Origin of the sequence: Streptomyces sp. T12 (assembly GCF_028736035.1) — a bacterium.
GTDB lineage: Bacteria > Actinomycetota > Actinomycetes > Streptomycetales > Streptomycetaceae > Streptomyces.
In genome coordinates this window covers 11039410-11063576 of record NZ_CP117866.1, presented here as the reverse complement: position 1 = coordinate 11063576, position 24167 = coordinate 11039410, and the positions used below count along the sequence as shown (strand labels likewise).

Genomic DNA, 24167 nt, shown 5'->3' with positions numbered 1-24167 from the left:
GCAAGTACAGCTAAAGATTCTTACGTATCATTAGCTCTCGTGAAGACTGAGCTGACCGAGCTTCCCCTCGACCAGGTGCGGACGCTGCTCGCGGTGGTGGACGAGGGCACCTTCGACGCGGCCGCCGCCGCGCTGCATGTGACGCCGTCGGCGGTGAGCCAGCGCGTGAAGGCGCTGGAGCAGCGCACGGGGCGGGTGCTGCTGGTGCGGACCAAGCCGGTGCGGCCGACCGAGTCGGGCGAGGTCGTCGTCCGGTTCGCCCGCCAGCTGGCGCGGCTGGAGCGCGATGCGCGGGCCGAGCTCGGCATGAGCGTGGCCGGGGAGGCGACCCGGGTGTCGATCGCGGTCAACGCCGACTCGCTGGCGACCTGGTTCCTGGCGGCCCTCACGCGCGTGCCTCAGGAGCCACGGCTCAGCTTCGAGCTGCGGCGGGAGGACGAGAGCCGTACGGCGTCGATGCTGCGGGAGGGCCTGGTCATGGCGGCGGTGACCTCGTCACCGGATGCCGTGGCGGGGTGTTCCGTGCGTGCGCTGGGCAGGCTGCGCTATCTGGCCGCGGCGAGCCCGCAGTTCGCCGAGCGGCACTTCGGCGGCGCGCTGCGCGACGCACTGGTTCAGGCGCCGGTGATGACCTTCGACCGCAGTGACGATCTCCAGGACACCTTCGTCCGCAGGCTCCGGCGCAGCCGCACCGGCGCGAGTGCCGTACGGCACTACATCCCCACCTCGGAGGGCTTCCTGTCGGCCGTGACCGCGGGAATGGGCTGGGGCATGATCCCCGAGGCCCAGGCGGAGCCGCTCCTGAAGGACGGCCGCCTGGTGCAGCTGGCCCCGGAGCGACCGGTCGACGTTCCGCTGTACTGGCAGCAGTGGAAGCTGGATTCTCCGGCGTTGGTCGCGGTCACGGAGGCCGTGACGGCGACGGCGGCCGAGGCGTTGCGAGGCTGAGCAGGTCGGACAGATTCTGCCGGCGGTACTGCAACGCCCTAAGGGGCGCGGGGAACTGCGCGACCAGCCACGCCGAGCCGGCAGACGATCGACGGCACAGCGTGGCACTGTCTGCGAGGGCTACAGCTGGGCCGCGGCACTGTCCAACAGCATCTCCAGCGCCGTCGGATAAGCGCTGTTCACCATCCGGGTGGCCAGCAGCGGCGCCGCCTCGGCGATCCGCGGATAGGCGGCACGCGGCAACCGGCCATACGTGGAGCGCCACACGTCCTCGTCAGCGCGCAGCGACTCACTCGGCAGCGCCAGCGACGCCGCGTCGAGCGCGGCGAAGGCCAGCGTCTGGTCGATGAAGGCGTGGTAGATGCGCACGGTGTCCGGCAGCGGGAAACCGGCGGTGCGCAGGATGTCCAACACGGCCTCGTCGGCGGCGAGTTCGTTGGCCCGGCCGGTGACCCGGCTCGTCGTCAGCGCGGCGGCCTGCGGGTGGGCGACGTACGCGGCGTGGATGCGCAGCCCGACGGCGCGCAGGTCGGCCCGCCACTCCCCCGTCGGCTCCCAGCCGTCCAGCGCCTGGCCGATGAGGGCGTCGCCGATGGCGAGGGTCAGCTCGTCCATGCCGCGGAAGTACCGGTACAGCGTGCTGGGGTCGGCGTCGAGGGCCAGGCCGAGGCGGCGCGCGGTGAGGCCGGCGCTGCCGTGTTCGCGCAGCATACGCAGCGCCGTCTCGACGATCAGCCGCTCCGAGAGCACGGTGCCGCTCTTCGTGGGACGACGTCGGCGCCGCTTCTCTTCCGGAACGACCGGTTTCGGCACCATGACCTCCATCCTTCCACCCTTATGCCAACGCCATTGACCTTACGTGAACGGGCGGCGTTGTATCTCCGGCGGGGCCCCACCACGTCGTAGACCTTCCAGACCTTCCAGACTTTCTAGAACTTCCAGACCTTCAGCCGAGGGAGTCTTGTCATGCGTGTACTGCTCGTGGGAGCCGGCGGGGTGGGTACCGCCGTCACCCGGATCGCGGCCCGGCGTCCGTTCTTCGAGGCGATGGTGGTCGCCGACTACGACCTGGCGCGTGCCGAGGCGGCCGTGGCGGCGCTCGGCGGCGACGCCCGGTTCCGGGCCGAGCGCGTCGACGCGAGCGACGAGGCGGCGGTGGCCGCGCTGCTGGAGCGGCACGCGTGCGACGTGCTCCTCAACGCCACCGACCCGCGGTTCGTGATGCCGCTGTTCCGGGCCGCGCGCACGGCCGATGCCACGTATGTCGACATGGCGATGTCGCTGTCGAAGCCGCATCCGGACAGGCCGTACGAGGAGTGCGGGGTCAAGCTGGGCGACGCCCAGTTCGAGCAGGCGGCCGACTGGGAGAAGGCGGGCGCCCTGGCGCTCGTAGGCATGGGCGTGGAGCCGGGCCTGTCGGACGTCTTCGCCCGGCACGCGGCCGACGAACTCTTCGACGAGATCGAGGAGATCGGCGTCCGCGACGGCGCGAATCTCACCGTCGACGGCTACGACTTCGCGCCGTCCTTCAGCATCTGGACGACGATCGAGGAGTGCCTCAATCCGCCGGTGGTCCACGAGAACGGCCGCGGCTGGTTCACCACCGAGCCCTTCAGCGAGCCCGAGGTGTTCGACTTCCCCGAGGGGATCGGCCCGGTCGAGTGCGTGAACGTGGAGCACGAGGAGGTGCTCCTGGTGCCGCGCTGGCTCGACGCGCGCCGGGTGACCTTCAAGTACGGCCTGGGCGAGGAGTTCATCCGTACGCTCAAGACGCTGCACCTGCTGGGCCTGGACCGCACCGAGCCGGTGACCGTGCCGAGCGCCGCCGGGCCGGTGCAGGTCTCGCCCCGGGACGTCGTCGCCGCGTGTCTGCCGGACCCGGCGACGCTGGGCGAGCGGATGCACGGCAAGACCTGTGCGGGAACCTGGGTGCGGGGCGTCAAGGACGGCCAGCCGCGCGAGGTGTACCTCTACCACGTGGTCGACAACCAGTGGTCCATGGCGGAGTACGGCTCCCAGGCCGTGGTGTGGCAGACCGCCGTCAACCCGGTCGTCGCCCTCGAACTCCTCGCCACCGGCGCCTGGTCCGGCGCGGGCGTGCTGGGCCCGGAGGCCTTCCCGGCCCGCCCCTTCCTGGATCTGCTGACGGCGTACGGCTCCCCGTGGGGCATGCGCGAACAGTGACCGGATTCGCCGGTGTCCCACGGGGTTTCACTCACGCATCGACAGGCGACTCGAAACCGAGTAATGCATCCACCGAGGGCACGTACGACGATCGCAGGTGACTTTGATGGACGACTGGCGAGACCACGCCGCCTGCCGCCATGAGGACCCCGACCTCTTCTACCCGATCGGCACATCCGGGCCGATGCTGCTGCAGACGGAGCAGGCCAAGGCGGTCTGCCGACGCTGCTCGGTCCAGGAGCAGTGTCTGCGCTGGGCGCTCGACACGGAGCAGTACATCGGGGTCTGGGGCGGCACGAGCGAGAACGAGCGACGTGCGCTGCGGCGGCGGGCCCGGCGAACCGGATAACCGGCGGATCAGTGCGAGACGCCTCGCGTCCACCCGGCTCAGTCGGGCGCCGCGGCTCCCGGCAACCGCAGCGCGAACACGGAACCGGCACCGGGCTCGCTCACCGCGTCGACGGTTCCCCCGTGCGCGGCGACCAGGTGCCGGACGATCGGCAGGCCCAGCCCACTGCCTCCGGTACGTCGGCTGCGGGACTTCTCCGCGCGCCAGAACCGGTCGAAGACGTACGGCAGGTCCTCGGGGTCGATACCGGCCCCCGTGTCGGTGACCTCGAGGACCACGTCGTCGCCGTCCCACCGGGCGGTGAGCGTGACGGTGCCGTCGGCCGGCGTGTGGCGCAGGGCGTTGGAGACGAGGTTGCCCAGTGCCTGGCGCATGCGGACGGGGTCGGCGTCCAGCCAGGGGGTGCCGTCGGCCGTGGTGCGCAGGCTGACGCCCGCCGTGTCGGCGGCGACCCGGTGGGCGGCGGCCACCTGGTCGAGGAGTTCGTCGGCGCGGACGGGCTCACGGTGCAGGCGCAGGGTGCCGGCGTCGGCGGCGGCGAGGTCCTGGAGGTCGTCGATGACGCGCTGGAGGACGAGGGCCTCGTCGTGCAGCGAGGCGAGCAGGGCGGGGTCGGGGGCGACGACGCCGTCACGGGTGACTTCCAGCCAGCCGCGGATGTTGGTGAGCGGGCTGCGCAGTTCATGGGCGATGTCGCTGACCATCGCCTTGCGCTGGGCCTCCAGCCGCTCACGCCGCTCGGTCAGGTCGTTGAAGGCGGCGGCGAGGATGCCGGCCTCGTCGCGGGTGGTGACGGGGACGCGCACATGCAGCTCGGGCGGCTGCTGTGCCGCCTGCGTCAGCGCCCGCAGCGGCCGGACGAGCCGGGTGGCGACGACGGCGGTCACCGCCACGGTGACCGCCAGCACGAGCCCGGCGGCGCCGACGACCTTGGCCTTGTTGGCCGGGGACATGTCGAAGCGGACGGCGGTGGTGTCCCCACCCCCCAGGAAGAGTTCGGCGACGGGGGCGACGTACGGGTCGAGCTGGGCGTGGCGTGCCCCGTCGACACAGCGTTCCGCCTCACGTACGGCCTCGCGGTCGCCGGGCCTGCCGACCTTGCCCAGGAGGTAGCGGGTGCCCAGGCGTTGCTCGGTCACGTCGACCGCGACGAACTCGTTCATGCCCGGACTCGTTCCGTACTTGTCCAGGCACGCCTGGGAGCGCGCGGTCAGATCGGAGAGGGCCTTCTCCTCGGTCGGTGTGGGGGCGCTGAGCAGTCCGTCGGCGCATTCGTCGGGGACATGGCCGCCCGCGACGGGTCCGTCGTGGTCCGTGACGACGGGGCGGCCGCTCGGCGTCTGGACGACGTCGGCCTCGTAGCCGTTGCGGGCGAAGCACTTCTGCCGCATCAGGGCGAGCTTGTCCAGCCTGGCCCGCTCCTCGCCGGTCACCCGGTACGGGCCCACCACACGCGGATCGATGCCGCCGCGCTGTGCTCCGCGCTCCGTGTACGTGTCGACGTGCAGGGGGTCGACGGTGGCGGCGGCGCGGGGCGGCAGGGAGGTGCCGGGCGGGGCCGAGTCGGCGATGGTCCTGCGGTCCGTCGTGGTCAGGGCGATACGGCGACCCGTGCGTGTGGACAGCGCCCGTACGGTGTCCTGCACTCCCCGCCACTCGGGGTGCGTCGCCGCGTAGCCGCTGAGGCGGGCGAGGACGTCCATGTCCTCCGCGAGGACCTGCCCCTGTTCCTCCCGCAGCGCCCGGGTGGTGGTCTCCACCGCGAGCCAGGCGGTCGCCGCGACCGAGCACACGGCGATCAGCACCGTGGCGATCAGCAGCCGCACCAGGAGGCGCTTGCGCAGCGGTGCCCGCCGGTTCATCCGCGGCCGCCGCTGAGCTTGTATCCGACGCCGAACACGGTCAGCAGCCGCACCGGCCTGCGCGGATCGGCCTCGATCTTCCTGCGCAGGTTCATGATGTGGACGTCGACGGCCCGTTCGGTGGAGGCCCGGTCGGTGCCCCGGGTGCACTCCAGCAACTGCCGCCGGGAGAAGACCCGTTCGGGCTCGGCGGCCATGGCGAGCAGGATCTCGAACTCGGCCGGCGTGCACTCCACGGCGGCCCCGTCGCATCGGACCTCGTGCCGTACGGGGTCGACGGCGATGCCCGCCGCGCGTACGACGGGTTCCTCGCGCCGGTCGGCGGCACGCCCGCTGCGCCGCAGCACCGTGCGGATACGGGCCATCAGCTCACGAGGGCTGTACGGCTTGGTCATGTAGTCGTCGGCGCCGAGTTCCAGGCCGAGCAGTACGTCGTCCTCGGTCGAACGCGCCGTCAGCATCAGCACGGGGATGTCGTCGTCCCGGCGCAGCACCCGGCACACCCCGAACCCGTCGATCACGGGCAGCATCAGGTCGAGGACGACGAGGTCCGGCCTGAGCCTGCGGGCGGCGTCGAGGGCGGCCGACCCGTCGTGGACCACGGTGGCGGTGTGGCCCTCCGACAGCAGGGAGCGGCGTATGAGTTCGGCCTGCATCTCGTCGTCCTCGGCGACCAGCACATGTGCGCACACGCGGCGGATCCTAAGCGGTCGGGGGATTTTCAGCGGGCCAGCGACGTGGCGTCGCCCATGACGACGACGGGATGCAAGTCGGGGTCGAGCTTTCGCAGCAGCTCCCTCATGTACTCCCGCGCGATGCTGACACAGCCCTGTGTCGGACCGTCGTGGTCGACGTGCAGCCATATGCCGCCGCCTCGGCCCGCACCCAGCGGGCGGGTCCAGTCCAGGGGCGAAGTGCCGGGCGCGCGGTTGTAGTTGATGGCGATCACGAAGTCGAAGGAGCCGGCGAGGGACTCGCCCTCGAAGCCGGTGCCGGTGGCGGTGAATCCGCGGCCGTGGTCGTACGGCAGCCTGGTCCCGGGGTCGCGGAGCAGGCCGCCGGTGTCCGTGAGGGTGAACACCCCGATGGGTGAGCGCAGGTCGCCGGCGCGGTGGTGGTCGGTCCAGCCGCGCAGGGCGTTGTGGGCGGGCCGGCTGTCACCGGCCTCCCAGCCGGCCTCGGTGCGCTCGTACAGGACGACGGTGGACTGCGGGGAGTTCCTGCCGCGTCCGGTGACGACGACGGCCTGCCGGGTCCCGGTGGGCACCTCGGCCCAGGTCTGCGGTCCCAGGCCGGGCAGTCGCCGCGGGGCGGCCTGCGGCGTCATCTCGGGCGTGGGCGCGCCGGTCGTGGGCGCGCCCGGCACATCCGTGCCCGCCGGGGCCGTGGCGGCGCCGGGCTTGTGAGCCGGTGTCGCCACGGCTCCCCCGCCGCATCCGGTCAGCAACAGGGAGGCGGCCAGCAGCGCGGCACGAGGTCGGTCGGTGATCATGACTCGACCTTGGCCGACACTTGTGAGGAACTCGTCAGGGTCTACGGCTTGTTCGGCTTCCCCGGGGCGTACACCCAGGTCCGGAACAGCGCGTCCAGCTCTTTGCCCGACACGCGTTCCGCGAGCCGGACGAACTGCGCCGTCGTGCCGTGGCCGTCGCGGCGCTCGCCCGCCCACGTCCGCAGGATCCGGAAGAACGTGCGGTCCCCGACCGTCGTGCGGAGCCGGTGCAGGGCCATCGCGCCGCGGGCGTAGACAGGGACGCCGAAGATGTTCGCACCGCTGCCCGGGTCGCCGGGCGGGAACTCCCACAGAACGTCGTCGGCGGGGCGGGCGTACAGCGCGTCGAAGGTCTGCTGGGCGCTGTCGCCGCCGTGCTGCTCGCTGTAGAGCCAGTCGGCGTAGGTCGCGAAGCCCTCGTTGAGCCAGATGTCCTTCCAGCTGGTCAGGGACACGGAGTCGCCGAACCACTGGTGGGCGCTCTCATGGACGAGGGTGGCGAGGTCCGGCGCCCGGTCGTACACGGGACGCGTCTGGGTCTCCAGCGCGTACCCGACGTCCGGGGCACGGTCCACGATCGAACCGGCGGCCCGGTACGGGTAGGGCCCGAAGAGCTTGCTCGCCCACTCCAGGACGGAGGGCAGCTTCTTCAGTACGGGTGCCGCCTCGGCGGCCTCGCGCGGGTCGACGGCGTTGTAGACCCGGATGCCGTCGGGGGTGGTGTACTGCTCGACCTGGAACCTCCCCACGGTCGCCGTCGCGAGGTAGGCGGCCATCGGTTCGGGCTGGTGCCAGCGGAAGGTGGTCAGGCCGTTCGTCGTCCACTGCCCCAGGAGGACGCCGTTGGCGACGGCGGTGCGGCCCTTGGGAACGGTGATCGTGAAGTCGTACGACGACTTGTCCTTGGGGTGGTTGTTGGCCGGGAACCAGGTCATGGCGCCCTGCGGCTCCCCGGCGACGAAGGCGCCGTCATCGGTGGGGATCCAGCCGTCGACCGTGCCGTCCGGGTCGGTCACCGGGCCGGGGGTGCCGTTGTAGCTGACCGCGACGCTGAACACCTGGCCCTGGCGCAGGGCGCGGCGCGGGGTGACGACGAGTTCCTGTCCGTCGCGCCGGAAGGCGGCCTTGCGGTGGTCGACGGTGAGTCCGGTTACCTTCAGGCCGTTGAGGTCGAGGTCGAAGCGGGTCAGGGACCGGGTGGCACGGGCCGTCAGAACCGCCCTGCCGTCGAGGTGACGGCTCGTCGGGTCGTAGCGGAGGGTCAGGTCGTAGTGCCCGACGTGGTAGCCGCCGTTGCCGGCCAGGGGGAAGTACGGGTCACCCACGCCGGCCTCGCCGACGGGTCCGGCCGACGCGGGCCCGGCGGTGGCGAGGAGCGCGGCCAGGGCGAGGGGGACGGTCACGATCACGGCTTCGCGGCGGAGGACGGCCGTGCGTCTGGTGGCCTGCTCTCCGATGGCCTGCTTCACGTGTGCTCCTCCAACGTGGGGGGGGTGGGCAACGGCCTCACCCTAGGCGTGGGGTCGCCCGAACCCCCCTCACTCGCGGCAGGTTGTGTCGCTTCGACGGCCATATGAGTTCGCGGCAGTAGGCTCCGTGCACGACTTCGCCCGAGAAAGGCACGATCGTGAGCATTCGCGTCCGCCGCGTGTACGAACCGCCCGAGCCGGAGGACGGCGTGCGCGTCCTGGTCGACCGGCTGTGGCCGCGCGGTCTGTCGAAGGACGCGGCCCGCGTGGACGAGTGGCCCAAGGGGCTCACCCCGTCGACGGAGCTGCGCCACTGGTATCACGCGGACGAGAGGTCGTACGAGGAGTTCGCCGACCGCTACGAGGCGGAGCTGGCCGAGCCGGAGGCGGCCGAACTCCTCGTTCATGTACGGGAGTTGGCGAGCAAGGGTGAGGTGACCCTGCTGACCTCGTCGAAGTCCCCCGAGCAGAGCCACGCCGCCGTGCTGGCCCGTCTCCTTCAGGCGTGACGCCTGATTCCGTGGCGAGGAGACGGGCCGTATGCCCCCGTCAGGCCGTCTGCCGTGCCGCGGCCCGGCCCGCCGCGCGGCCCGAGAAGAGGCAGCCGCCGAGGAAGGTGCCCTCCAGCGCGTTGTAGCCGTGGACGCCGCCGCCGCCGAAGCCGGCGACCTCGCCGGCCGCGTACAGACCGTCGATGGGCGTCCCGTCGGCTGCGAGCGCGCGCGAGTCGAGGTCGGTCTGGATGCCGCCGAGGGTCTTGCGGGTCAGGATGTGCAGCTTGACGCCGATGAGGGGGCCGGCCGCCGGGTCGAGGATGCGGTGCGGGGTGGCGACCCGGCCGAGGCGGTCGCCGATGTAGCGGCGGGCGTTGCGGATGCCCTGGACCTGCGAGTCCTTGCTGTACGGGTTGGCGATCTGCAGGTCGCGGGCCTCGATCTGGCGCCGGACGGCCTCCGCGTCGAGGAGCGGCTTGTCCGTCAACTGGTTCATCTTCTCGACCAGTTGCTCCAGGTTCGGGGCGGTCACGAAGTCCGCGCCGTTGCGCAGGAACGCCGCCACCGGCCCCGGGGCGCCCTTCCCGAGCACCCGCTCCTTCAGGAACCCGGCGCGGTCCTTGGCGGTGATGTCGGGGTTCTGCTCGGAGCCCGACAGCGCGAACTCCTTCTCGATGATCTTCTGGCTGAGGATGAACCAGGAGTGGTCGTACCCGGCGATGTCCGCGTCGGTGCGCAGGTGCTTGAGGGTGCCCAGGGTGTCGTAGCCCGGCAGGCACGGGTCGGGCAGGCGGCGGCCGAGGGCGTCGAACCACATCGAGGACGGGCCGGGCAGGATGCGGATGCCGTGGCCGGGCCAGATCGGGTCCCAGTTCTGCAGGCCCTCGGTGTAGTGCCACATGCGGTCGCGGTTGACCAGGCGTACGCCCGCCTCCGCGCTGATGTCGAGCATCCGCCCGTCGACGTAGGCGGGGACACCGGTGACCATCTCGGTGGGCGGGGTGCCGAGCCGCTCGGGCCAGTAGCGGCGGACGATGTCGTGGTTGGCGCCGATGCCGCCGGTGGTGACGACGACGGCCTGGGCGGTCAGCTCGAACTCGCCGACCCGGTCGCGGTTGGAGGCGACGCCCCGGGGCGAGGTGTCGTCGGCCAGGACCGTGCCGCGCACGCCGCGTGCGGTGCCGTCCTCGATGACCAGTTCGTCGACCTGGTGCCGGTGGTAGAAGGTGAGCAGGCCGTCGCGCGCGGCCTGCTTGGCGTACCGGACGAACGGCTCCACCACGCCCGTGCCGGTGCCCCAGGCGATGTGGAACCGGGGCACGGAGTTGCCGTGGCCGTCGGCGCGCAGGTCGCCGCGCTCCGCCCAGCCCACCGTGGGCAGGAACTTGATGCCGTGTCCGTCCAGCCAGGCCCGCTTCTCGCCGGCCGCGAACTCGACGTACGCGCGTGCCCAGCGCACCGCCCAGGAGTCCTCGTCGTCCACCCGGTCGAACCGGGCGCTGCCCCGCCAGTCGTTCCAGGCCAGGTCGAGGGAGTCCTTGATGCCCAGGCGCCGTTGCTCCGGGGAGTCGACGAGGAAGAGCCCGCCGAAGGACCAGAACGCCTGCCCGCCGAGGTTGGCCGCGTTCTCCTGGTCCACCAGCGCGACCCTGCGGCCCCGGCTGGTCAGTTCGCTCGCGGCGACCAGGCCCGCGAGTCCCGCTCCGACGACGATGACGTCGGCATCCATGGCGACCGTCCCTTCCTTCGATGGTGGCGCTATTCGGTGGTGTCGCTGCCGTCGGTGAGCAGCGCCGTGAGCAGTTGCTTGAGCCAGCCGCGAGCGCGCTCGACGTCCCGGTCCAGCAGCAGTTGGGTGGTGACTCCGTCGTAGGCGGCGACCACCGCGTGGGCGGCGCCCTCGATGTCGCCGAGCACGACGGGCAGCTCGGTGTGCCCCCGCGCCCGGGTGAGCCGGTCGGCGATCGCCTCGCGCAGCCGCGCGCGATGTTCCAGCAGGCTCTGCGCGACATCCGGGTCACGCGCGGCATGGACCAGGAAGTCCGTCTTCACCAGCAGCCAGTCGCGGTCCAGGAGCAGCACCTCGGTGACCCGGTCCACGGCGGCGGGCACGTCCAGGTCCGGCCCGTCGAGGGCGAGCGCTGCGGACACCTGCTCCGCGATCAGGTCCGCGCGCTGCTGGTAGAGGGCGAAGAACAGTTCGTCCAGGCTGTCGAAGTTGGAGTAGAAGGCGCCCCTGCTGTAGCCGGCGGCCTCGCAGACCTCCTCGATGGAGACCCGGCCGAACCCCTTGGCGGCGAACACGGCGAACGCGGCGTCGAGCAGGTTGGCGCGCGTGCGGACGCGGCGCTTGGTGACGCGCCCGGTCGTTTCTTTCACCGCCATGCCCCGACCTCCGTTCGATACGCGAATGTATCTGATACACGAACGTATCCGAAGTGGAGGCCGGGAACTCGGTCGAAAATTTAATGGGAACACATTTTCGAATCAGGGGTACGCTGGAGCCATGGCCACGCATCTCCAGGGCTATCTCCAGGGCTCCCTCTTCGACCAGACCGACGAGCTGCGGCTCGGGTCTCTCGCCGGGATCCGCCGTACCCTGCTCGGCCTCGGCGCCTGGATCGACGTCCTGCCCGGCTGGCTGAGCGGGGCCGACGTCCTGTTCGCGCAGCTCGCCGCCGAGGTTCCCTGGCGTGCGGAGCGGCGGACGATGTACGACCACGTGGTCGACGTACCTCGGCTGCTCTCCTTCTACGGCGCCGACGGCGCACTCCCGCATCCCGTCCTCGCCCAGGCCCGCGACGCGCTGTCCGCGCACTACGCCGAGGAACTGGGCGAGCCGTTCACCACCGCCGGGCTCTGCTACTACCGCGACGGCCGGGACAGTGTCGCCTGGCACGGGGACCGGATCGGGCGGGGTGCGCGCGAGGACACGATGGTGGCGATCCTCTCCGTGGGGGCGCCCCGGGATCTGCTGCTGCGCCCGGTGCGGGGCGGCGGCGAGACGGTGCGCCGTGCGCTGGGGCACGGCGACCTCATCGTGATGGGCGGCTCCTGTCAGCGGACCTGGGAGCACTCGGTACCGAAGACCACGCGCGCCGCGGGGCCGCGTATCAGCGTCCAGTTCCGTCCGCACGGCGTGCACTGAGGCTTCGGAGGCGGCTGCCTCGGGTGCACGCGGGGGCTGCCTCCGGCGGACGGTGCCGGAGGCAGCCCTTCCTCTGGGCGAAGCCCTGCCGCGCCCCCACACTGGTCCGGGTGAGCGCTCGGACGCAGGTACCGGCCACCGCTCCCCGGCGCGGCGAGCCGGACACGCTGCGGATCTTCGTCGTCCTCGGTCTGGTCTTCTTCCACTCCGCCCTCGTCTTCTCACCGGACGACGACTTCTACGTCAAGAACGCGGAGACGACCGACGCCATTACCGTGCTCGCCGGGCTCGGGGTGCGGCGCCTGGGCGTCCCGCTGGTCTTCGCGACGCTCGTCCTGTGCCCGCTCCCCCAGTGCTCCTCGCCCCGGTCGCCAGGCCGCTCGCGGCCTGGACGGAGCCCGTCGGGCGGACGGTGGCGCGGCACCCGGCCCTGCTCCTCCTGCCCGCCCTGCCGCTCGCCGCGATCAACGCCTTCCTGGGCATGGAGGAGGGCTTCGCGGGCTGGAACCGCTGGGCGTACCTGGTGTTCTTCCTCTTCGGTTACGTCCTCGCCGACGACGCACGCGTGCGTGCCGGGCTGCGCCGACTCGCCGTGCCGGTGGGCGTGTCAGGGGTCGTCCTCTTCGCGGGGACCGCGCCCGGGTTCCTCGCCCTGGACGACCCTCCCCCAGCCTTCGGCCGGGGGGACCCCATCTCGCTGCGCTCGCCGAGTGGGGCCCGCTGGCGCTGGTGACCCGGGCGGTGTTCGGGGCGGCGGGCTGGTGCTGGGTCGTGGCGATCCTCGGGCTGCTGGACCGGCCGCGCGGGGGTCGGCCACACGAAGGGCGGCCGCCGTCGCGCGCGATGGTGTACCTCGGGATCGCGGCCCTGCCGCTGTACGTCCTGCACCAGCCGGTGGTGGTCGCCTTCGCCTACGGCGTGGTGGGCTGGTCGGCGCCGATCGTGGTCAAGTACGTCATGATCGTGACCGGTTCGCTGGCGGTGATCCTCGCGGTGTACGAGTTCCTGGTGCGCAGGACGCGCGTGACGCGGTTCCTGCTCGGGATGCGCACCGACCCGCCGGTCGCACCGTCCTCCTGATCTGCTTTGCTGTGTCCGTCGGGCACGGACCTCACCACGCGGGACGATCATGCGGGCAGATGTGCAGCAAGTGGCGGACGGCACCTACCTGGTGCACGGCAGCAACACCAACTGGGTGATCCTGACCGAGGGGGACGCGGTCACGCTGATCGACACCGGATACCCCGGGGACCGGGCCAGGCTCCTCGCCTCGCTCGCGGAGGTGGGGAGTTCGCCGGAGGCCGTCAGCGCCGTACTGATCACGCACGCGCACACGGACCACCTGGGCAACGCCGAGTTCCTGCGCACCACCCACGGCACCCCCATATACCTGCACGAGGCCGAACTGCCGCACGCCCGCCGGGAGTTCCTGCACCAGGTCAACGTCGGCACGGTCCTGAAGAACGGCTGGCGGCCGGGCGTCCTGCCCTGGGCGGTCCACGCGATCCGCTCCGGCGGCACGGCGCACGTCCCGGTCACCTCCCCCGAGCCGTTCCCGTCGGACGGCCCGCTCGACCTGCCCGGCCGGCCCGTCCCGGTGCACACGCCCGGCCACACCGGCGGACACTGCGCCTACCACCTGCCCGACGCCGGTGTGGTGATCGCGGGCGACGCCCTGGTCAGCGGGCACCCCACCTCGCGGATCAAGGGACCGCAGCTGCTGCCCGACATGTTCCACCACGAGCGGGCTCGTGCCGTGGCCTCGCTGGACGTGCTCGAAGGGCTCAAGGGCGACCTGCTGCTGCCCGGACACGGGCCGGTGCACCGGGGGTCGGTGCGAGAAGCTGCTCTTCAGGCGCGGGAGCGCGCGCTTTAGGGTGAGGTGACGATCACCGGCGAGGCGAGGACGAACGGCCCATGGCACTGCAGATCAGCGCGACGAACCCGGAGCACCCCGCGCTCCTGCTGGAACTGCCCTGGCAGCTGCCCCTGGAGGAGTGGCCGGAGGAGGTCCTGGTCCCGTTGCCGCGCGGTATCTCCCGCCACGTCGTGCGGTACGCCCGGGCCGGCAGCGAGGTGATCGCGGTCAAGGAGCTCGCCGAGCGCCCGGCACTGCGCGAGTACGAGTTGCTGCGTGACCTCGACCGGCTCGGCATCCCGTCGGTGGATCCGCTGGCCGTGGTCACCGGCCGCACCGACACCGCCGGCGGCCCGCTGGAGCCGGTGCTGGTCACCCGGCACCTGGGCGGCTCGCAGCCGTACCGCTCGATGTTCGAGACGACGATGCGTCCGGCGACCATGCACCGGCTGATGGACGCGCTGGCCGTGCTGCTGGTCCGCCTCCACCTCGCCGGTTTCGCCTGGGGCGACTGCTCGCTGTCCAACACGCTGTTCCGGCGCGACGCGGGCGCCTACGCGGCGTACCTGGTGGACGCCGAGACCGGCGATCTGCACCCGCAGCTCAGCACCGGCCAGCGCGACTACGACCTCGACCTCGCCCGGGTCAACATCAGCGGCGAGCTGCTCGACCTGGAGGCGTCCGGGGCGCTGCACCCGTCCGTCGACCCGATCGAGTTCGGCATGGAGATCTGCGCCCGCTACCAGAGCCTGTGGCAGGAGCTGACCCGCACCTCGGTCTACCCGGCGGGCAAGTACCACTACATAGAGCGCCGCATACGCCGCCTGAACGACCTCGGTTTCGACGTGGCCGAGATGCAGATCGAGCACGCCACGAACGGCGACACGGTCACCTTCGTGCCCAAGGTCGTCGACGCCGGCCACCACCAGCGTCAGCTGCTGCGTCTGACGGGCCTGGACGCCGAGGAGAACCAGGCCCGGCGCCTCCTGAACGACCTGGAGAGCTGGATGGCCACCCAGGACGACTACGCCCCGGACGACCCGCTCGGCGCCCGCCCGGAGGTGCTCGCCCACCGCTGGGTGCGGGACGTCTTCCGCCCCACGGTCCGGGCCGTGCCGCTGGAGCTGCGCGGCTCGATGGACCCGGCGGAGATCTACCACGAGCTGCTCGAACACCGCTGGTACCTGTCCGAGCGGGCGCAGCACGACATCGGTCTGGACGCGGTGGTCGAGGACTACATCAAGAACATCCTGCCCACGGCCCGGGAGACGCTGCAGCCGACGGCGTCCGACTGACTCAGTCGTGCGGCACGACCGCGACCGGGCAGTCCGCGTGGTGCAGCACGCCATGTGCGACCGACCCGATCCGGGCTCCCACGGCAGTACGGTGGGCGCGCCGCCCGACGACCATCAGCTGGATCCGTCCGGCGACCGACAGCAGCACCTGGCTGGCGCTGCCCATCTCCACGTGCTCGACGACATGGACGTCCGGGAAGCGCTCCCGCCACGGCCGCAGCGCCTCGCCCAGCGCCTTCTTCTCGTACGGCTCCAGGCCCCCGGCCTCGTCGAGGAGCTTGAGGGAGGCCGGGCTGTAGGCGAACAGCGGCGGCAGGGTCCAGGCCCGTACGGCGCGCACGGTCGCGCCGCGCGCCGCGGCCGTCTCGAACGCGAACCGCAGCGCGGCGGCGCTGTCTTCGGGGTCGCCCTGCTGGCCCACGACGATCTCGCGTCCGGCGGCCTCGGCGGACGCCTGGTCCTCGGCCCGTACGAGTACGACCGGAACCTTGGCCTCGGCGATCACCTGCTGTCCGACGGAGCCCAGCAGGAACCCGACGACCGCGCCGTGGCCCCGCGATCCCAGCACCAGCATCTCGGCTTGCGCCGCCGCGGCGACTAGCGTCTCGGCGGGCCCGCCGTCGAGGACGTCCGTGGTCACCTCAAGGCCCGGATGCCGTCCGGTGACGGTACGGGCGGCCTCCGCCAGCCCCTCCCGCACCCACTGCGCCTGAGTGTCCGGGTCCCCCACGTCGATCGCGTCGTGCGGCTGGAACCGCCAGGCGTGCACCACCCGCAGCGCGAGCCCCCGCCGCACCGCCTCCCGCGCCGCCCAGGCCAGCGCGGCGAGGCTCTCCTCCGATCCGTCCACCCCTGCCGTGATCGGGCGCGTCATGCCGGATGCCTCCTCGTGTCGTGGTCACGTTCTTCGGGCCCAGTCTTCACTACGCTGCGCCCATGGCCTTGGAATGGGAACAAGTGAACGTGGACGCGGCCGACCCGGCTGCCCTGGGGCGTTGGTGGGCCGAGGCGCTCGGCTGGGTCGTGGTGAACGACTCGGCCGAGGAGTACGAGATCCGGCCGGAGCACGACCGCCTGCCGGGCCTGCTCTTCGCCCCGGTACCGGAGGGCAAGACCGTCAAGAACCGCCTCCACCTCGACTTCCGTCCCGAAGACCAGGACGCGGAGGTCACCCGCCTGCTCGCGCTCGGCGCACGCCACGCGGACGTCGGTCAGACCGGCGAGGAGCCGTGGGTCACGCTGGCGGATCCCGAGGGCAACGAGTTCTGCGTGCTGGCCGCGCGGCGCGGCTGAAAACCTCCGTCTCCCGCCTACCCGAGCGAAGCGGGCGGATCGAACATACGATGGGCCGGAGTCGGCGCGGCGGTCGTCCAGACGCCGTGCCCTGGTTCCGATCCCGGGGTGGGAGACGTATGGCACAGGCCGCCGACGCAGCGCGGACCGTCATTCTGACCGTGGATGACGATCCGGGGGTGTCCCGGGCGGTCGCCCGTGATCTGCGACGGCGCTACGGTGCGTCGCACCGGATCGTGCGGGCGGAGTCCGGCGAGTCCGCGATGGAGGCGTTGCGGGAACTGAAGCTGCGCGGTGATCTCGTGGCCGTGATCCTGGCCGACTACCGCATGCCGCAGATGAACGGCATCGAGTTCCTCGAACAGGCCCTGGACGTGTACCCGGGGGCGCGGCGGGTGCTGTTGACCGCGTACGCGGACACGAACGCGGCGATCGACGCGATCAACGTCGTCGACCTTGATCACTACCTGCTCAAGCCGTGGGATCCGCCCGAGGAGAAGCTCTACCCGGTCCTGGACGACCTGTTGGAGGCGTGGCGGCGCAGCGACTACCGGCCGGTGCCCAGCACCAAGGTGGTCGGGCACCGGTGGTCGGCGCGCTCCTCGGAGGTACGGGAGTTCCTGGCCCGCAACCAGGTGCCGTACCGCTGGTACTCCGCCGATGAGCCGGAGGGGCAGCGGCTGCTGGCCGCGGCCGGGCAGGACGGGCAGCGGCTGCCGTTGGTGATCACGCCGGACGGGACGCCGCTGGTCGCCCCGGAGGCCCCCGAGCTGGCGGCGCAGGTCGGGCTGGCCACAATGCCGACGGCCGACTTCTACGACCTCGTCGTCATCGGCGGCGGACCCGCCGGGCTCGGCGCGGCCGTGTACGGGGCCTCGGAGGGCCTGCGGACCGTGCTGGTGGAGCGGTCGGCCACCGGTGGGCAGGCCGGGCAGAGCTCCCGGATCGAGAACTACCTCGGCTTCCCGGACGGCGTGTCGGGGGCGCAGCTCACCGACCGGGCCCGGCGGCAGGCGGCGAAGTTCGGCGCCGAGATCCTCACCGCGCGCGAGGTGACGGCACTGGAGGTCAGCGGCGCCGCCCGGATCGTACGGTTCTCGGACGGCTCGGCGGTCGCCGCGCACAGCGTGATCCTGGCGACCGGCGTGTCGTACCGGCAGCTGGCGGCGCCCGGCTGCGAGGACCTGACCGGCTGCGGGGTGTTCTACGGGTCGGCGCTGACGGAGGCACCGTCCTGCCAGGGCCAGGACGTGTACATCGTCGGCGGCGCCAACTCCGCCGGGCAGGCGGCGATGTATCTGTCGCGGGGCGCCAAGTCGGTGACGCTGCTGGTGCGTGGTTCGTCGCTGTCGGCGTCCATGTCGCACTACCTGATCCAGCAGATCGACGAGGCGCCGAACATCTCGGTGCGCACCGGCACGGTCGTCGAGTCCGCACACGGCTCCGACCACCTGGAGCAGCTGACGCTGCGCGACGTGGAGAGCGGGCGGACGGAACTCGTCGATGCGCAGTGGATGTTCGTGTTCATCGGCGCGGCCCCGCTGACCGACTGGCTGGGCGAGACGGTGCTGCGGGACGAGCGCGGCTTCATCCTGGCCGGGCCCGACCTGACGTCGGACGGGCGGCCGCCGGCCGGCTGGGAGCTGGACCGGCCGCCGTACCACCTGGAGACGAACGTCCCGGGCGTGTTCGTGGCGGGCGACGCGCGCGCCGAGTCCGCCAAGCGCGTGGCGTCCGCCGTCGGAGAGGGAGCCATGGCCGTGATGCTCGTCCACCGCTATCTGGAGCAGTCATGAGCGGGCAGTCGATGCCGTGCAATCCGGGGGAGATCGGGGCGCTGTTCCTGTTCGAGAAGCTCACCCCGGAGCAGCTCGGCAGGCTGTGCAGCGAGGGGCGGGTGGAGCTGTTCCAGCCCGGTCCCGTGTACGCCGAGGGTGATCCCGCGACCTGCTTCTACGTCATGGTCGAGGGCACCGTCGTGCTGTCCCGGCGGGTCGGCGGGGACGACGTGGAGGTCACCCGGACCTCCCAGCGCGGGGTGTACTCCGGGGCCTGGCAGGCCTACCTCGGGGACCGCGTGCCGCAGGTCTACAACAGCTCGATGCGGGTCACGGAGCCGACGCGCTTCTTCGTGCTGCCCGCCGAGACCTTCGCGGCCGTGATCCAGGAGTGGTTCCCGATGGCCCTGCATCTGCTCGAAGGCCTCTTCTTCGGCCAGAAGAGCACCCAGTCGGCCATCAACCAACGCGAACGGCTGCTGGCGCTCGGCTCGTTGTCCGCCGGGCTCACACACGAGCTCAACAACCCCGCGGCGGCGGCCGTACGAGCGACCGCGACGCTGCGCGAGCGGGTGGCGAAGATGCGGCACAAGCTCGCCATCATCGCGCAGGGCTCCTACTCCCCCGAGGTCATGGCGAACCTCATCGACATCCAGGAGCGCACGGCCGAACGCGTCGCCAAGGCACCCACGTTGAGCCCCTTGGAGGCCTCGGACCGGGAGGACGAACTCACCGACTGGCTGGACGACCACGGCATCGCGGAGGGCTGGCGGATCGCGCCCACCTTCGTGCAGGCCGGTCTGGACGCGGACTGGCTGGACCAGATCGCGGCGGCCGTGGACGAGGAGATCCTGCCGAGCGCGATCGGATGGCTCAACTACACCGTCGAGACCGAGCTGTTGATGGACGAGATCAACGACTCCACCAACCGCATCTCGCACCTCGTCGACGCCGCCAAGCAGTACTCCCAGCTCGACCGCGCGCCCTTCCAGAACGCCGACGTGCACGAACTCCTCGACAGCACCCTGCTGATGCTGTCGGGCAAGATCGGCCGGCAGATCAAGGTCGTCAAGGAGTACGACCGTACGCTGCCGAAGATCCCGGCGTACCCGGCGGAGCTCAACCAGGTGTGGACGAACCTGATCGACAACGCGGTCGCGGCGATCGAGAGCGCCGGCGGGGAAGGGACGTTGACCGTGCGGACGGCACCGGATCACGACCGGCTGCTGGTGGAGTTCCGCGATACGGGGGTCGGGATTCCGCCGGAGCACCGGGGGCGGATCTTCGATCCCTTCTTCACGACGAAGCCGGTGGGTGAGGGAACCGGGCTCGGCCTCGACATCTCCTGGCGGATCGTGGTCAACAAGCACCACGGCAGCCTCCAGGTGGAGTCGCAGCCGGGTGACACCCGCTTCCAGGTGCTGCTGCCGCTCACATCGGCCGAGGAGGAGTCCGCATGAGCAGCGACAACGGAATCGACCCGAGCGTTCCGCCGAGCGGGAGCGGGTGTGCCGAGTGCGATGCGGTCGGGGGGTGGTGGTTCCATCTGCGGCGGTGTGCGCAGTGCGGGCATGTGGGGTGTTGTGACAGTTCGCCCGCGAAGCATGCGACGGGGCATTTCCGGGACACCGGGCACCCCTTCGTGCAGAGCTTCGAGCCGGGTGAGAACTGGTACTGGAACTACGAGACGGACGAGTTGTACGAGTCGGGGCCTGAGCTGACTCCGCCGGTGAGTCATCCGGCTGAGCAGCCTGCGCCGGGGCCTGCGGGGCGGGTGCCGGATGATTGGGCGAAGACCTTGCGTGCCTGAGAACAGGTCGGCACAGGCGCTGTCAGTGGTGAGTGACAGGATGTGTGCGTGTCGCAGACCTCATTCAGCACGCCGTTGATCGGGCGGGAAGACGAGCTTGACCGGCTCTCCGGTGTGCTGGAGCGGGCCCGAAGCGGTGAGAGCCGGGCCGTCTTGATCGCCGGGGATGCCGGGGTGGGCAAGACCCGGGTGCTGGACGAGGTCGCGGGGCGCGCCGCTGCGGACAGAATGATCGTCCTGGCCGGGCACTGTGTCGATCTCGGCGACGTCGGGCTGCCGTATCTGCCGTTCACCGAGGTGCTGGGAGTCCTCGCCGCTGAGGAGCGGTTCGCGCAGGTCCTCACCGCGCATCCCGTGGTCGAAGGGCTGCTGGGCGGCGGGACGGACGCCGTGAGGGACCGGCTGCGGTTGTTCGAGGGCATCGCGGGGCTGCTCGCCGATCTGGCGGACGTCGCGCCCGTGCTGCTCGTGCTGGAGGATCTGCACTGGGCCGACCAGTCGTCCAGGGATCTGCTGCGGTTCCTGTTGAGCCGGGGGATCTTGCAACGGCCGACGGGGGGTGCGCCCGCGCATCGGCTTGCCGTGTTGGCCTCGTACCGCGCGGATGATCTGCATCGACGTCATCCGCTGCGGCCGCTGCTGGCCGAGTTGGTGCGGCTGCCCGCCGTCGAGCGGCTCGAACTGCGGCCGTTGGCCGACGCCGAGGTGACGCGTCTGGTGCGGGCCGTGCAGGAGCGGCCGCTGTCGGACGGCACGGTCCGGCGGATCGTCGAGCGGGCCGAGGGCAACGCTTTTTACGCCGAGGAGCTGGTCGCGGCGACCGACACGGAGGTCGGCGGGGTGCCCAGCGGGCTGGCCGACGTTCTCCTCATCCGGTTCGAGCAGCTGTCCGACACCGCCCAGCAGGTGCTGCGTACGGCCGCCGTCGCGGGGCGCCGTGTCGAACACGAGCTGCTGCGGGGCGCCGTGGGCATCCCGGAGGAGGAGCTGGAGGCGGCCCTGCGGGAGGCGATCGGGCGGCAGTTGCTCGTGGCCGGCGACGGCGACACGTACGCGTTCCGGCACGCGCTCGCGCGGGAGGCGGTGTACGCCGATCTGCTGCCCGGTGAACGGGCCCGGCTGCACGGCGCGTTCGCCCGGCTGCTCACCGGACGCGGCCGACCCGCCGAGACGGCGGCGGAGCGCGCCCACCACTACCGCGAGAGCCACGACCTGGCCGAGGCGCTGGCCGCCTCGCTGGAGGCCGCCGACCACGCGCACCGGGTCGGCGCTCCCGCCGAAGAGCTACGGCATCTGGAGGCCGCCCTGGACCTGTGGTCGTCGGTGGAGCCGTCGGCGCGGCCCTCGGGCGAGGGAAACGACCGTGTGACGCTCACGCTGCGCGCGTCGGCGGCGGCCGCGCACGCCGGGGAGTCGCACCGCGCGGTCACCCTCACCCGCTCCGCGCTCGCCGGCGTCGGCCAGGACACGGACACCGAGCTCGCCGCCCGGGTCCGCTACACGCTCGCCGGCAATCTGCTCAGCGTCGACAGCCTGACGGCGGCCTTCGCATACAGCAGCGAGGCGCTCGCTCTGATCCCCGCCGAGCCTCCGTCGCGCACGTGGACGTGGGCGGCGGCCACGCATGTCATGGCGGCACGCCAGGTCGGGGAGAACGAGACCGCGCTGCGGGTCGGCCGCGAGGCCCTGCGCACGGCCGAGAAATTGCAGGTGACGGATGCCCAGGCCGACCTGCTCATCTCTCTGACCGGACTCGAAGGCGGCAGCCGCGGCACGCCGGAGGGCCGGGAGCGGATGCGCCAGGCCCGGGAGTTGGCGCGGCGTGCGGGCAACGCGCCGGTGGAGATGCGCGCGCTGTTCAACCTCGCCATCGGCTGCTTCGAGTCCGGTGACCTTCAGGAGTGTCTGGCCTGGCTGACGGAGGGGCTGGACCGGGCCCGGCGTGCCGGGTTGCTGTCCTCGTCGTATCCGCTGGCGATGCGGTATCTGCAACTGCTGGTGCTGTACACGCTGGGCCGCTGGGACGAGTGCGTGAGCGCTGCCGCGGCCGACACCGAGGTGCTGCCCGCGACGGGCGGATATGCGGCCGGTCCGGCGCTGTACGTCGCTCTCGCTCGCGGCGACCTCGCGGCCGCCGAGCAGGCTCGCGCCCTGCTGGAGGGGCCCTTCGACTGGATGGGCACGCTCGTCGCGGGCATCGCGCTCACCGACGCCGCCGCGCTGCGCGGTGACGCGGAGGAGGCGGTGGAGCGGATGCGGTCCACGGTCGCGGCTCTCACCGACGAGGCGGGCAAGCTGCCCGACTCCACGGTCCGGCTCGCCGCCCTCGCGCTGGCCGCGGTCGCCGACCGTGCCGCCGCGCTGCGCCTGACCGGCGACGAGGCGGAGGTGCGCCGCTGGGCGGGGACGGCGACCGAACTGGTCGAACTGGCCCGGACGGCGGCCGTGCACGGCGAGAGCGGCACGCCACAGGGCCCGGAAGGCATGGCGTGGCTGGCCCGCGCGGAGGCGGAGTGGGCGCGGGCGGTGTCCGGGCCGGACGTGCGGGCGTGGGCGAAGGCGGTGGCCGCCTCCGACTACGGCGACGAGTACGAGCGGGCGCGGTGCCGACTGCGCCACGCCGAGGCCCTGTTGGCGGCGGACGACCGCGAGGCGGCGGCCACCGAGGCCCGGGCGGCCCGGGACACGGCGGCCCGGCTCGGCGCTACGCTTCTGCTGGAGCGACTGGACGCCTTGATCCGCCGCGGCCGCCTCGCGGAAACCTCCACCGACCGCTCCTCGCCGCTCACGGCCCGCGAGCAGGAGGTCCTGCTCCTGCTCGCCCTCGGCCGCAGCAACCGGCAGATCGGCGAGGAGCTGTACATCACCGGCAAGACGGCGAGCGTCCACGTCTCCAACATCCTCGCCAAGCTGGGCGCCGCGAGCCGCACGGAGGCGGTGGCGATCGCCTATCGGCAGGGTTTGATCACCCGCGAGGAGACGGTCGGCTGACTTCCCGTCGTGGCCGTCAGCCGGTGGTGTCGCAGTCGAGGGCGGTCAGGTCGACGGCGTCGGCCATCGCCTGCATCCCCTTGTCGTTGGGGTGGATGTGGTCGCCGCCGTCGAGGGCCGGAAGCATCCGTGCGGGGTCGTAGGGGCTGCGCAGGATGCGGTCGAAGTCGGTGACGGCGTCGAACTCGCCGCTGGTGCGGATGAAGGCGTTGACCTCCTGGCGCACGGCCTCGGCGGCCGGGTCCCATTCGTGCCAGCCCTTGAAGGGGCCGACGGTCGCGCCGACGACGCACTTGCCGGCCGCGCGGGCCCGGTCGACGATCTCGCGGTAGCCGTCGATCAGGTCCGCGGCCGTGACACCCGTATGGGCCTTGATGTCGTTGACGCCCTGGAACAGGAACACGGTCCGCACCCCCGGCTGGGACAGGACATCCCGCTCCAGCCGGTTCAGCCCGCTCTGGCCGGGGTTGTCCGCGAGGACCTTGTTCCCGGACATTCCTTCGTTGGCCACGCCCTTCACCGCCGTGTCCGCGCGTTGCAGGCGGCGGGCCAGGTAGTCGGGCCATCGGCGGTTCAGGTCGGCGGTGGACTGCCAGCCGTCGGTGATGGAGTCGCCGAGGGCGACCACCGCTCCGGTGCCCGCGGGGGCGCGTACGGAGACGGCGTCGAGGTAGAACCAGGAGCCGGTCGGGATGGTCCAGGCGGCGCCGCTCTCCTCGGCGGTGTGGTCGCCCTGGGTGGCGTACGACGACTGCAGGGCCATCCAGTGGCCGCTGGCCGGGCCGCCCGCGTCCGGGCTGTGCAGGCTCACGGCGAGGTTGGTCGCGGCGGGCAGCCTGCCGGGCAGCGGGTCGCTCCACACGGTGCCGCCGGCCGGCACGGTGACCGTGCGCGCACCGCCGAAAGTCAGGCGCCGGTTGCTGCCGGGCCGCAGTTCGGCGCCCTGTTCCTGGATGCCCGCGTAGACGCTGTCGAAGGTCAGCGGCCGGTCCCCGAAGGCGTTGGAGAGCCGGATCCGCAGGTCGGTTCCGCCCGCGCTGGTGTGGACGACGAGCCGGTAGCCGCGGCCGGCGACACCGTCGCCCATCCGGTCGGCGCTCGCCGCCCAGGTGACGACGCCGCTGGGGTCGCCGGTCGCCTCGGCGGGCGGGGACTGGCAGGCGACGAGCGTCAACAGGATGACGGCGATTGGTAGT

General features: G+C 71.9%; 23 protein-coding genes. 14 read left to right on the top strand and 9 right to left on the bottom strand.

Going from position 1 to position 24167, the window contains the following annotated elements:
• The first annotated feature begins 39 nt into the window (after window positions 1-39).
• Complete coding sequence (locus PBV52_RS49545; protein ID WP_274248789.1) at window positions 40-948, top strand: LysR family transcriptional regulator ArgP; 909 nt, start codon at window positions 40-42, stop codon at window positions 946-948.
• A gap of 120 nt (window positions 949-1068) precedes the next feature.
• Here PBV52_RS49545 and PBV52_RS49540 read toward each other — a convergent pair whose 3' ends face one another.
• Window positions 1069-1761 (bottom strand): TetR/AcrR family transcriptional regulator, encoded by a 693-nt coding sequence (locus tag PBV52_RS49540; protein ID WP_274249995.1) that lies wholly within the window; start codon window positions 1759-1761, stop codon window positions 1069-1071.
• Between the two features lie 153 nt (window positions 1762-1914).
• On the opposite strand from PBV52_RS49540, the gene PBV52_RS49535 reads away from it, so the two are divergent.
• Window positions 1915-3132: a saccharopine dehydrogenase family protein gene (locus tag PBV52_RS49535; RefSeq protein ID WP_274248787.1), complete on the top strand. Its 1218-nt coding sequence runs from the start codon at window positions 1915-1917 to the stop codon at window positions 3130-3132.
• A 106-nt stretch (window positions 3133-3238) separates the two neighbouring features.
• Entirely contained in the window at window positions 3239-3481 is a 243-nt protein-coding gene (locus tag PBV52_RS49530; protein ID WP_274248785.1) for a WhiB family transcriptional regulator, read from the top strand.
• Window positions 3482-3519: 38 nt separating this feature from the next.
• Here PBV52_RS49530 and PBV52_RS49525 read toward each other — a convergent pair whose 3' ends face one another.
• From PBV52_RS49525 to PBV52_RS49510, 4 genes are read right to left on the bottom strand one after another with little or no spacing between them, the layout of a single operon-like run.
• Entirely contained in the window at window positions 3520-5343 is a 1824-nt protein-coding gene (locus tag PBV52_RS49525) for a cell wall metabolism sensor histidine kinase WalK (RefSeq protein WP_274248783.1), read from the bottom strand.
• The gene (locus tag PBV52_RS49520; protein WP_274248782.1) at window positions 5340-6035 is read right to left on the bottom strand and encodes a response regulator transcription factor; all 696 of its coding nucleotides are present in this window, start codon (window positions 6033-6035) and stop codon (window positions 5340-5342) included. The genes PBV52_RS49525 and PBV52_RS49520 overlap by 4 nt, the downstream gene beginning before the upstream one ends.
• A gap of 29 nt (window positions 6036-6064) precedes the next feature.
• Window positions 6065-6835, bottom strand: coding sequence for a L,D-transpeptidase family protein (locus PBV52_RS49515; protein WP_274248781.1), 771 nt, complete (start codon window positions 6833-6835; stop codon window positions 6065-6067).
• Window positions 6836-6876: 41 nt separating this feature from the next.
• Entirely contained in the window at window positions 6877-8304 is a 1428-nt protein-coding gene (locus tag PBV52_RS49510; RefSeq protein ID WP_274248780.1) for a M1 family metallopeptidase, read from the bottom strand.
• A 158-nt stretch (window positions 8305-8462) separates the two neighbouring features.
• Here PBV52_RS49510 and PBV52_RS49505 point away from each other — a divergent pair, with 158 nt between their 5' ends.
• Window positions 8463-8813: a DUF488 domain-containing protein gene (locus PBV52_RS49505; RefSeq protein WP_274248778.1), complete on the top strand. Its 351-nt coding sequence runs from the start codon at window positions 8463-8465 to the stop codon at window positions 8811-8813.
• A 40-nt stretch (window positions 8814-8853) separates the two neighbouring features.
• Here PBV52_RS49505 and PBV52_RS49500 read toward each other — a convergent pair whose 3' ends face one another.
• Both PBV52_RS49500 and PBV52_RS49495 read right to left on the bottom strand, forming a co-directional pair.
• On the bottom strand, window positions 8854-10527 hold the full coding sequence (locus PBV52_RS49500; protein WP_274248777.1) for an FAD-binding dehydrogenase: 1674 nt from the start codon (window positions 10525-10527) through the stop codon (window positions 8854-8856).
• A gap of 29 nt (window positions 10528-10556) precedes the next feature.
• The gene (locus tag PBV52_RS49495) at window positions 10557-11183 is read right to left on the bottom strand and encodes a TetR/AcrR family transcriptional regulator (protein WP_274248775.1); all 627 of its coding nucleotides are present in this window, start codon (window positions 11181-11183) and stop codon (window positions 10557-10559) included.
• A gap of 121 nt (window positions 11184-11304) precedes the next feature.
• Here PBV52_RS49495 and PBV52_RS49490 point away from each other — a divergent pair, with 121 nt between their 5' ends.
• From PBV52_RS49490 to PBV52_RS49470, 5 genes are all read left to right on the top strand, one after another.
• On the top strand, window positions 11305-11946 hold the full coding sequence (locus tag PBV52_RS49490) for an alpha-ketoglutarate-dependent dioxygenase AlkB (protein ID WP_274248773.1): 642 nt from the start codon (window positions 11305-11307) through the stop codon (window positions 11944-11946).
• A gap of 337 nt (window positions 11947-12283) precedes the next feature.
• A complete protein-coding gene (locus PBV52_RS49485; protein WP_274248771.1) occupies window positions 12284-12679 on the top strand; it encodes a hypothetical protein in 396 nt (131 codons plus the stop codon).
• A complete protein-coding gene (locus tag PBV52_RS49480; protein WP_274248769.1) occupies window positions 12676-13026 on the top strand; it encodes a hypothetical protein in 351 nt (116 codons plus the stop codon). The genes PBV52_RS49485 and PBV52_RS49480 overlap by 4 nt, the downstream gene beginning before the upstream one ends.
• Window positions 13027-13075: 49 nt before the next feature.
• Window positions 13076-13822 carry an MBL fold metallo-hydrolase gene (locus PBV52_RS49475; RefSeq protein WP_274248767.1) on the top strand — a complete coding sequence of 249 codons (747 nt, stop codon included), beginning with the start codon at window positions 13076-13078 and terminating at the stop codon, window positions 13820-13822.
• A 41-nt stretch (window positions 13823-13863) separates the two neighbouring features.
• Window positions 13864-15099, top strand: a complete 1236-nt coding sequence (locus PBV52_RS49470) for a DUF4032 domain-containing protein (protein ID WP_274248765.1) — start codon at window positions 13864-13866, stop codon at window positions 15097-15099.
• 1 nt (window position 15100) lies between these two features.
• Here the strand turns inward: PBV52_RS49470 and PBV52_RS49465 are convergent, their stop codons facing one another.
• On the bottom strand, window positions 15101-15973 hold the full coding sequence (locus PBV52_RS49465) for a universal stress protein (RefSeq protein WP_274248764.1): 873 nt from the start codon (window positions 15971-15973) through the stop codon (window positions 15101-15103).
• Window positions 15974-16035: 62 nt separating this feature from the next.
• Between PBV52_RS49465 and PBV52_RS49460 the strand changes: the two genes are divergently transcribed.
• From PBV52_RS49460 to PBV52_RS49440, 5 genes are all read left to right on the top strand, one after another.
• Window positions 16036-16392 carry a VOC family protein gene (locus PBV52_RS49460; RefSeq protein WP_274248762.1) on the top strand — a complete coding sequence of 119 codons (357 nt, stop codon included), beginning with the start codon at window positions 16036-16038 and terminating at the stop codon, window positions 16390-16392.
• Window positions 16393-16511: 119 nt separating this feature from the next.
• Window positions 16512-18188: an FAD-dependent oxidoreductase gene (locus PBV52_RS49455; RefSeq protein WP_274248760.1), complete on the top strand. Its 1677-nt coding sequence runs from the start codon at window positions 16512-16514 to the stop codon at window positions 18186-18188.
• Entirely contained in the window at window positions 18185-19630 is a 1446-nt protein-coding gene (locus PBV52_RS49450; protein WP_274248758.1) for an ATP-binding protein, read from the top strand. The genes PBV52_RS49455 and PBV52_RS49450 overlap by 4 nt, the downstream gene beginning before the upstream one ends.
• Window positions 19627-19980, top strand: a complete 354-nt coding sequence (locus PBV52_RS49445; protein ID WP_274248756.1) for a UBP-type zinc finger domain-containing protein — start codon at window positions 19627-19629, stop codon at window positions 19978-19980. The genes PBV52_RS49450 and PBV52_RS49445 overlap by 4 nt, the downstream gene beginning before the upstream one ends.
• A 48-nt stretch (window positions 19981-20028) precedes the next feature.
• Entirely contained in the window at window positions 20029-22971 is a 2943-nt protein-coding gene (locus tag PBV52_RS49440; RefSeq protein ID WP_274248754.1) for an AAA family ATPase, read from the top strand.
• A gap of 16 nt (window positions 22972-22987) precedes the next feature.
• Here PBV52_RS49440 and PBV52_RS49435 read toward each other — a convergent pair whose 3' ends face one another.
• Window positions 22988-24148, bottom strand: coding sequence for an SGNH/GDSL hydrolase family protein (locus PBV52_RS49435; RefSeq protein ID WP_274249994.1), 1161 nt, complete (start codon window positions 24146-24148; stop codon window positions 22988-22990).
• Between the last annotated feature and the right edge of the window lie 19 nt (window positions 24149-24167).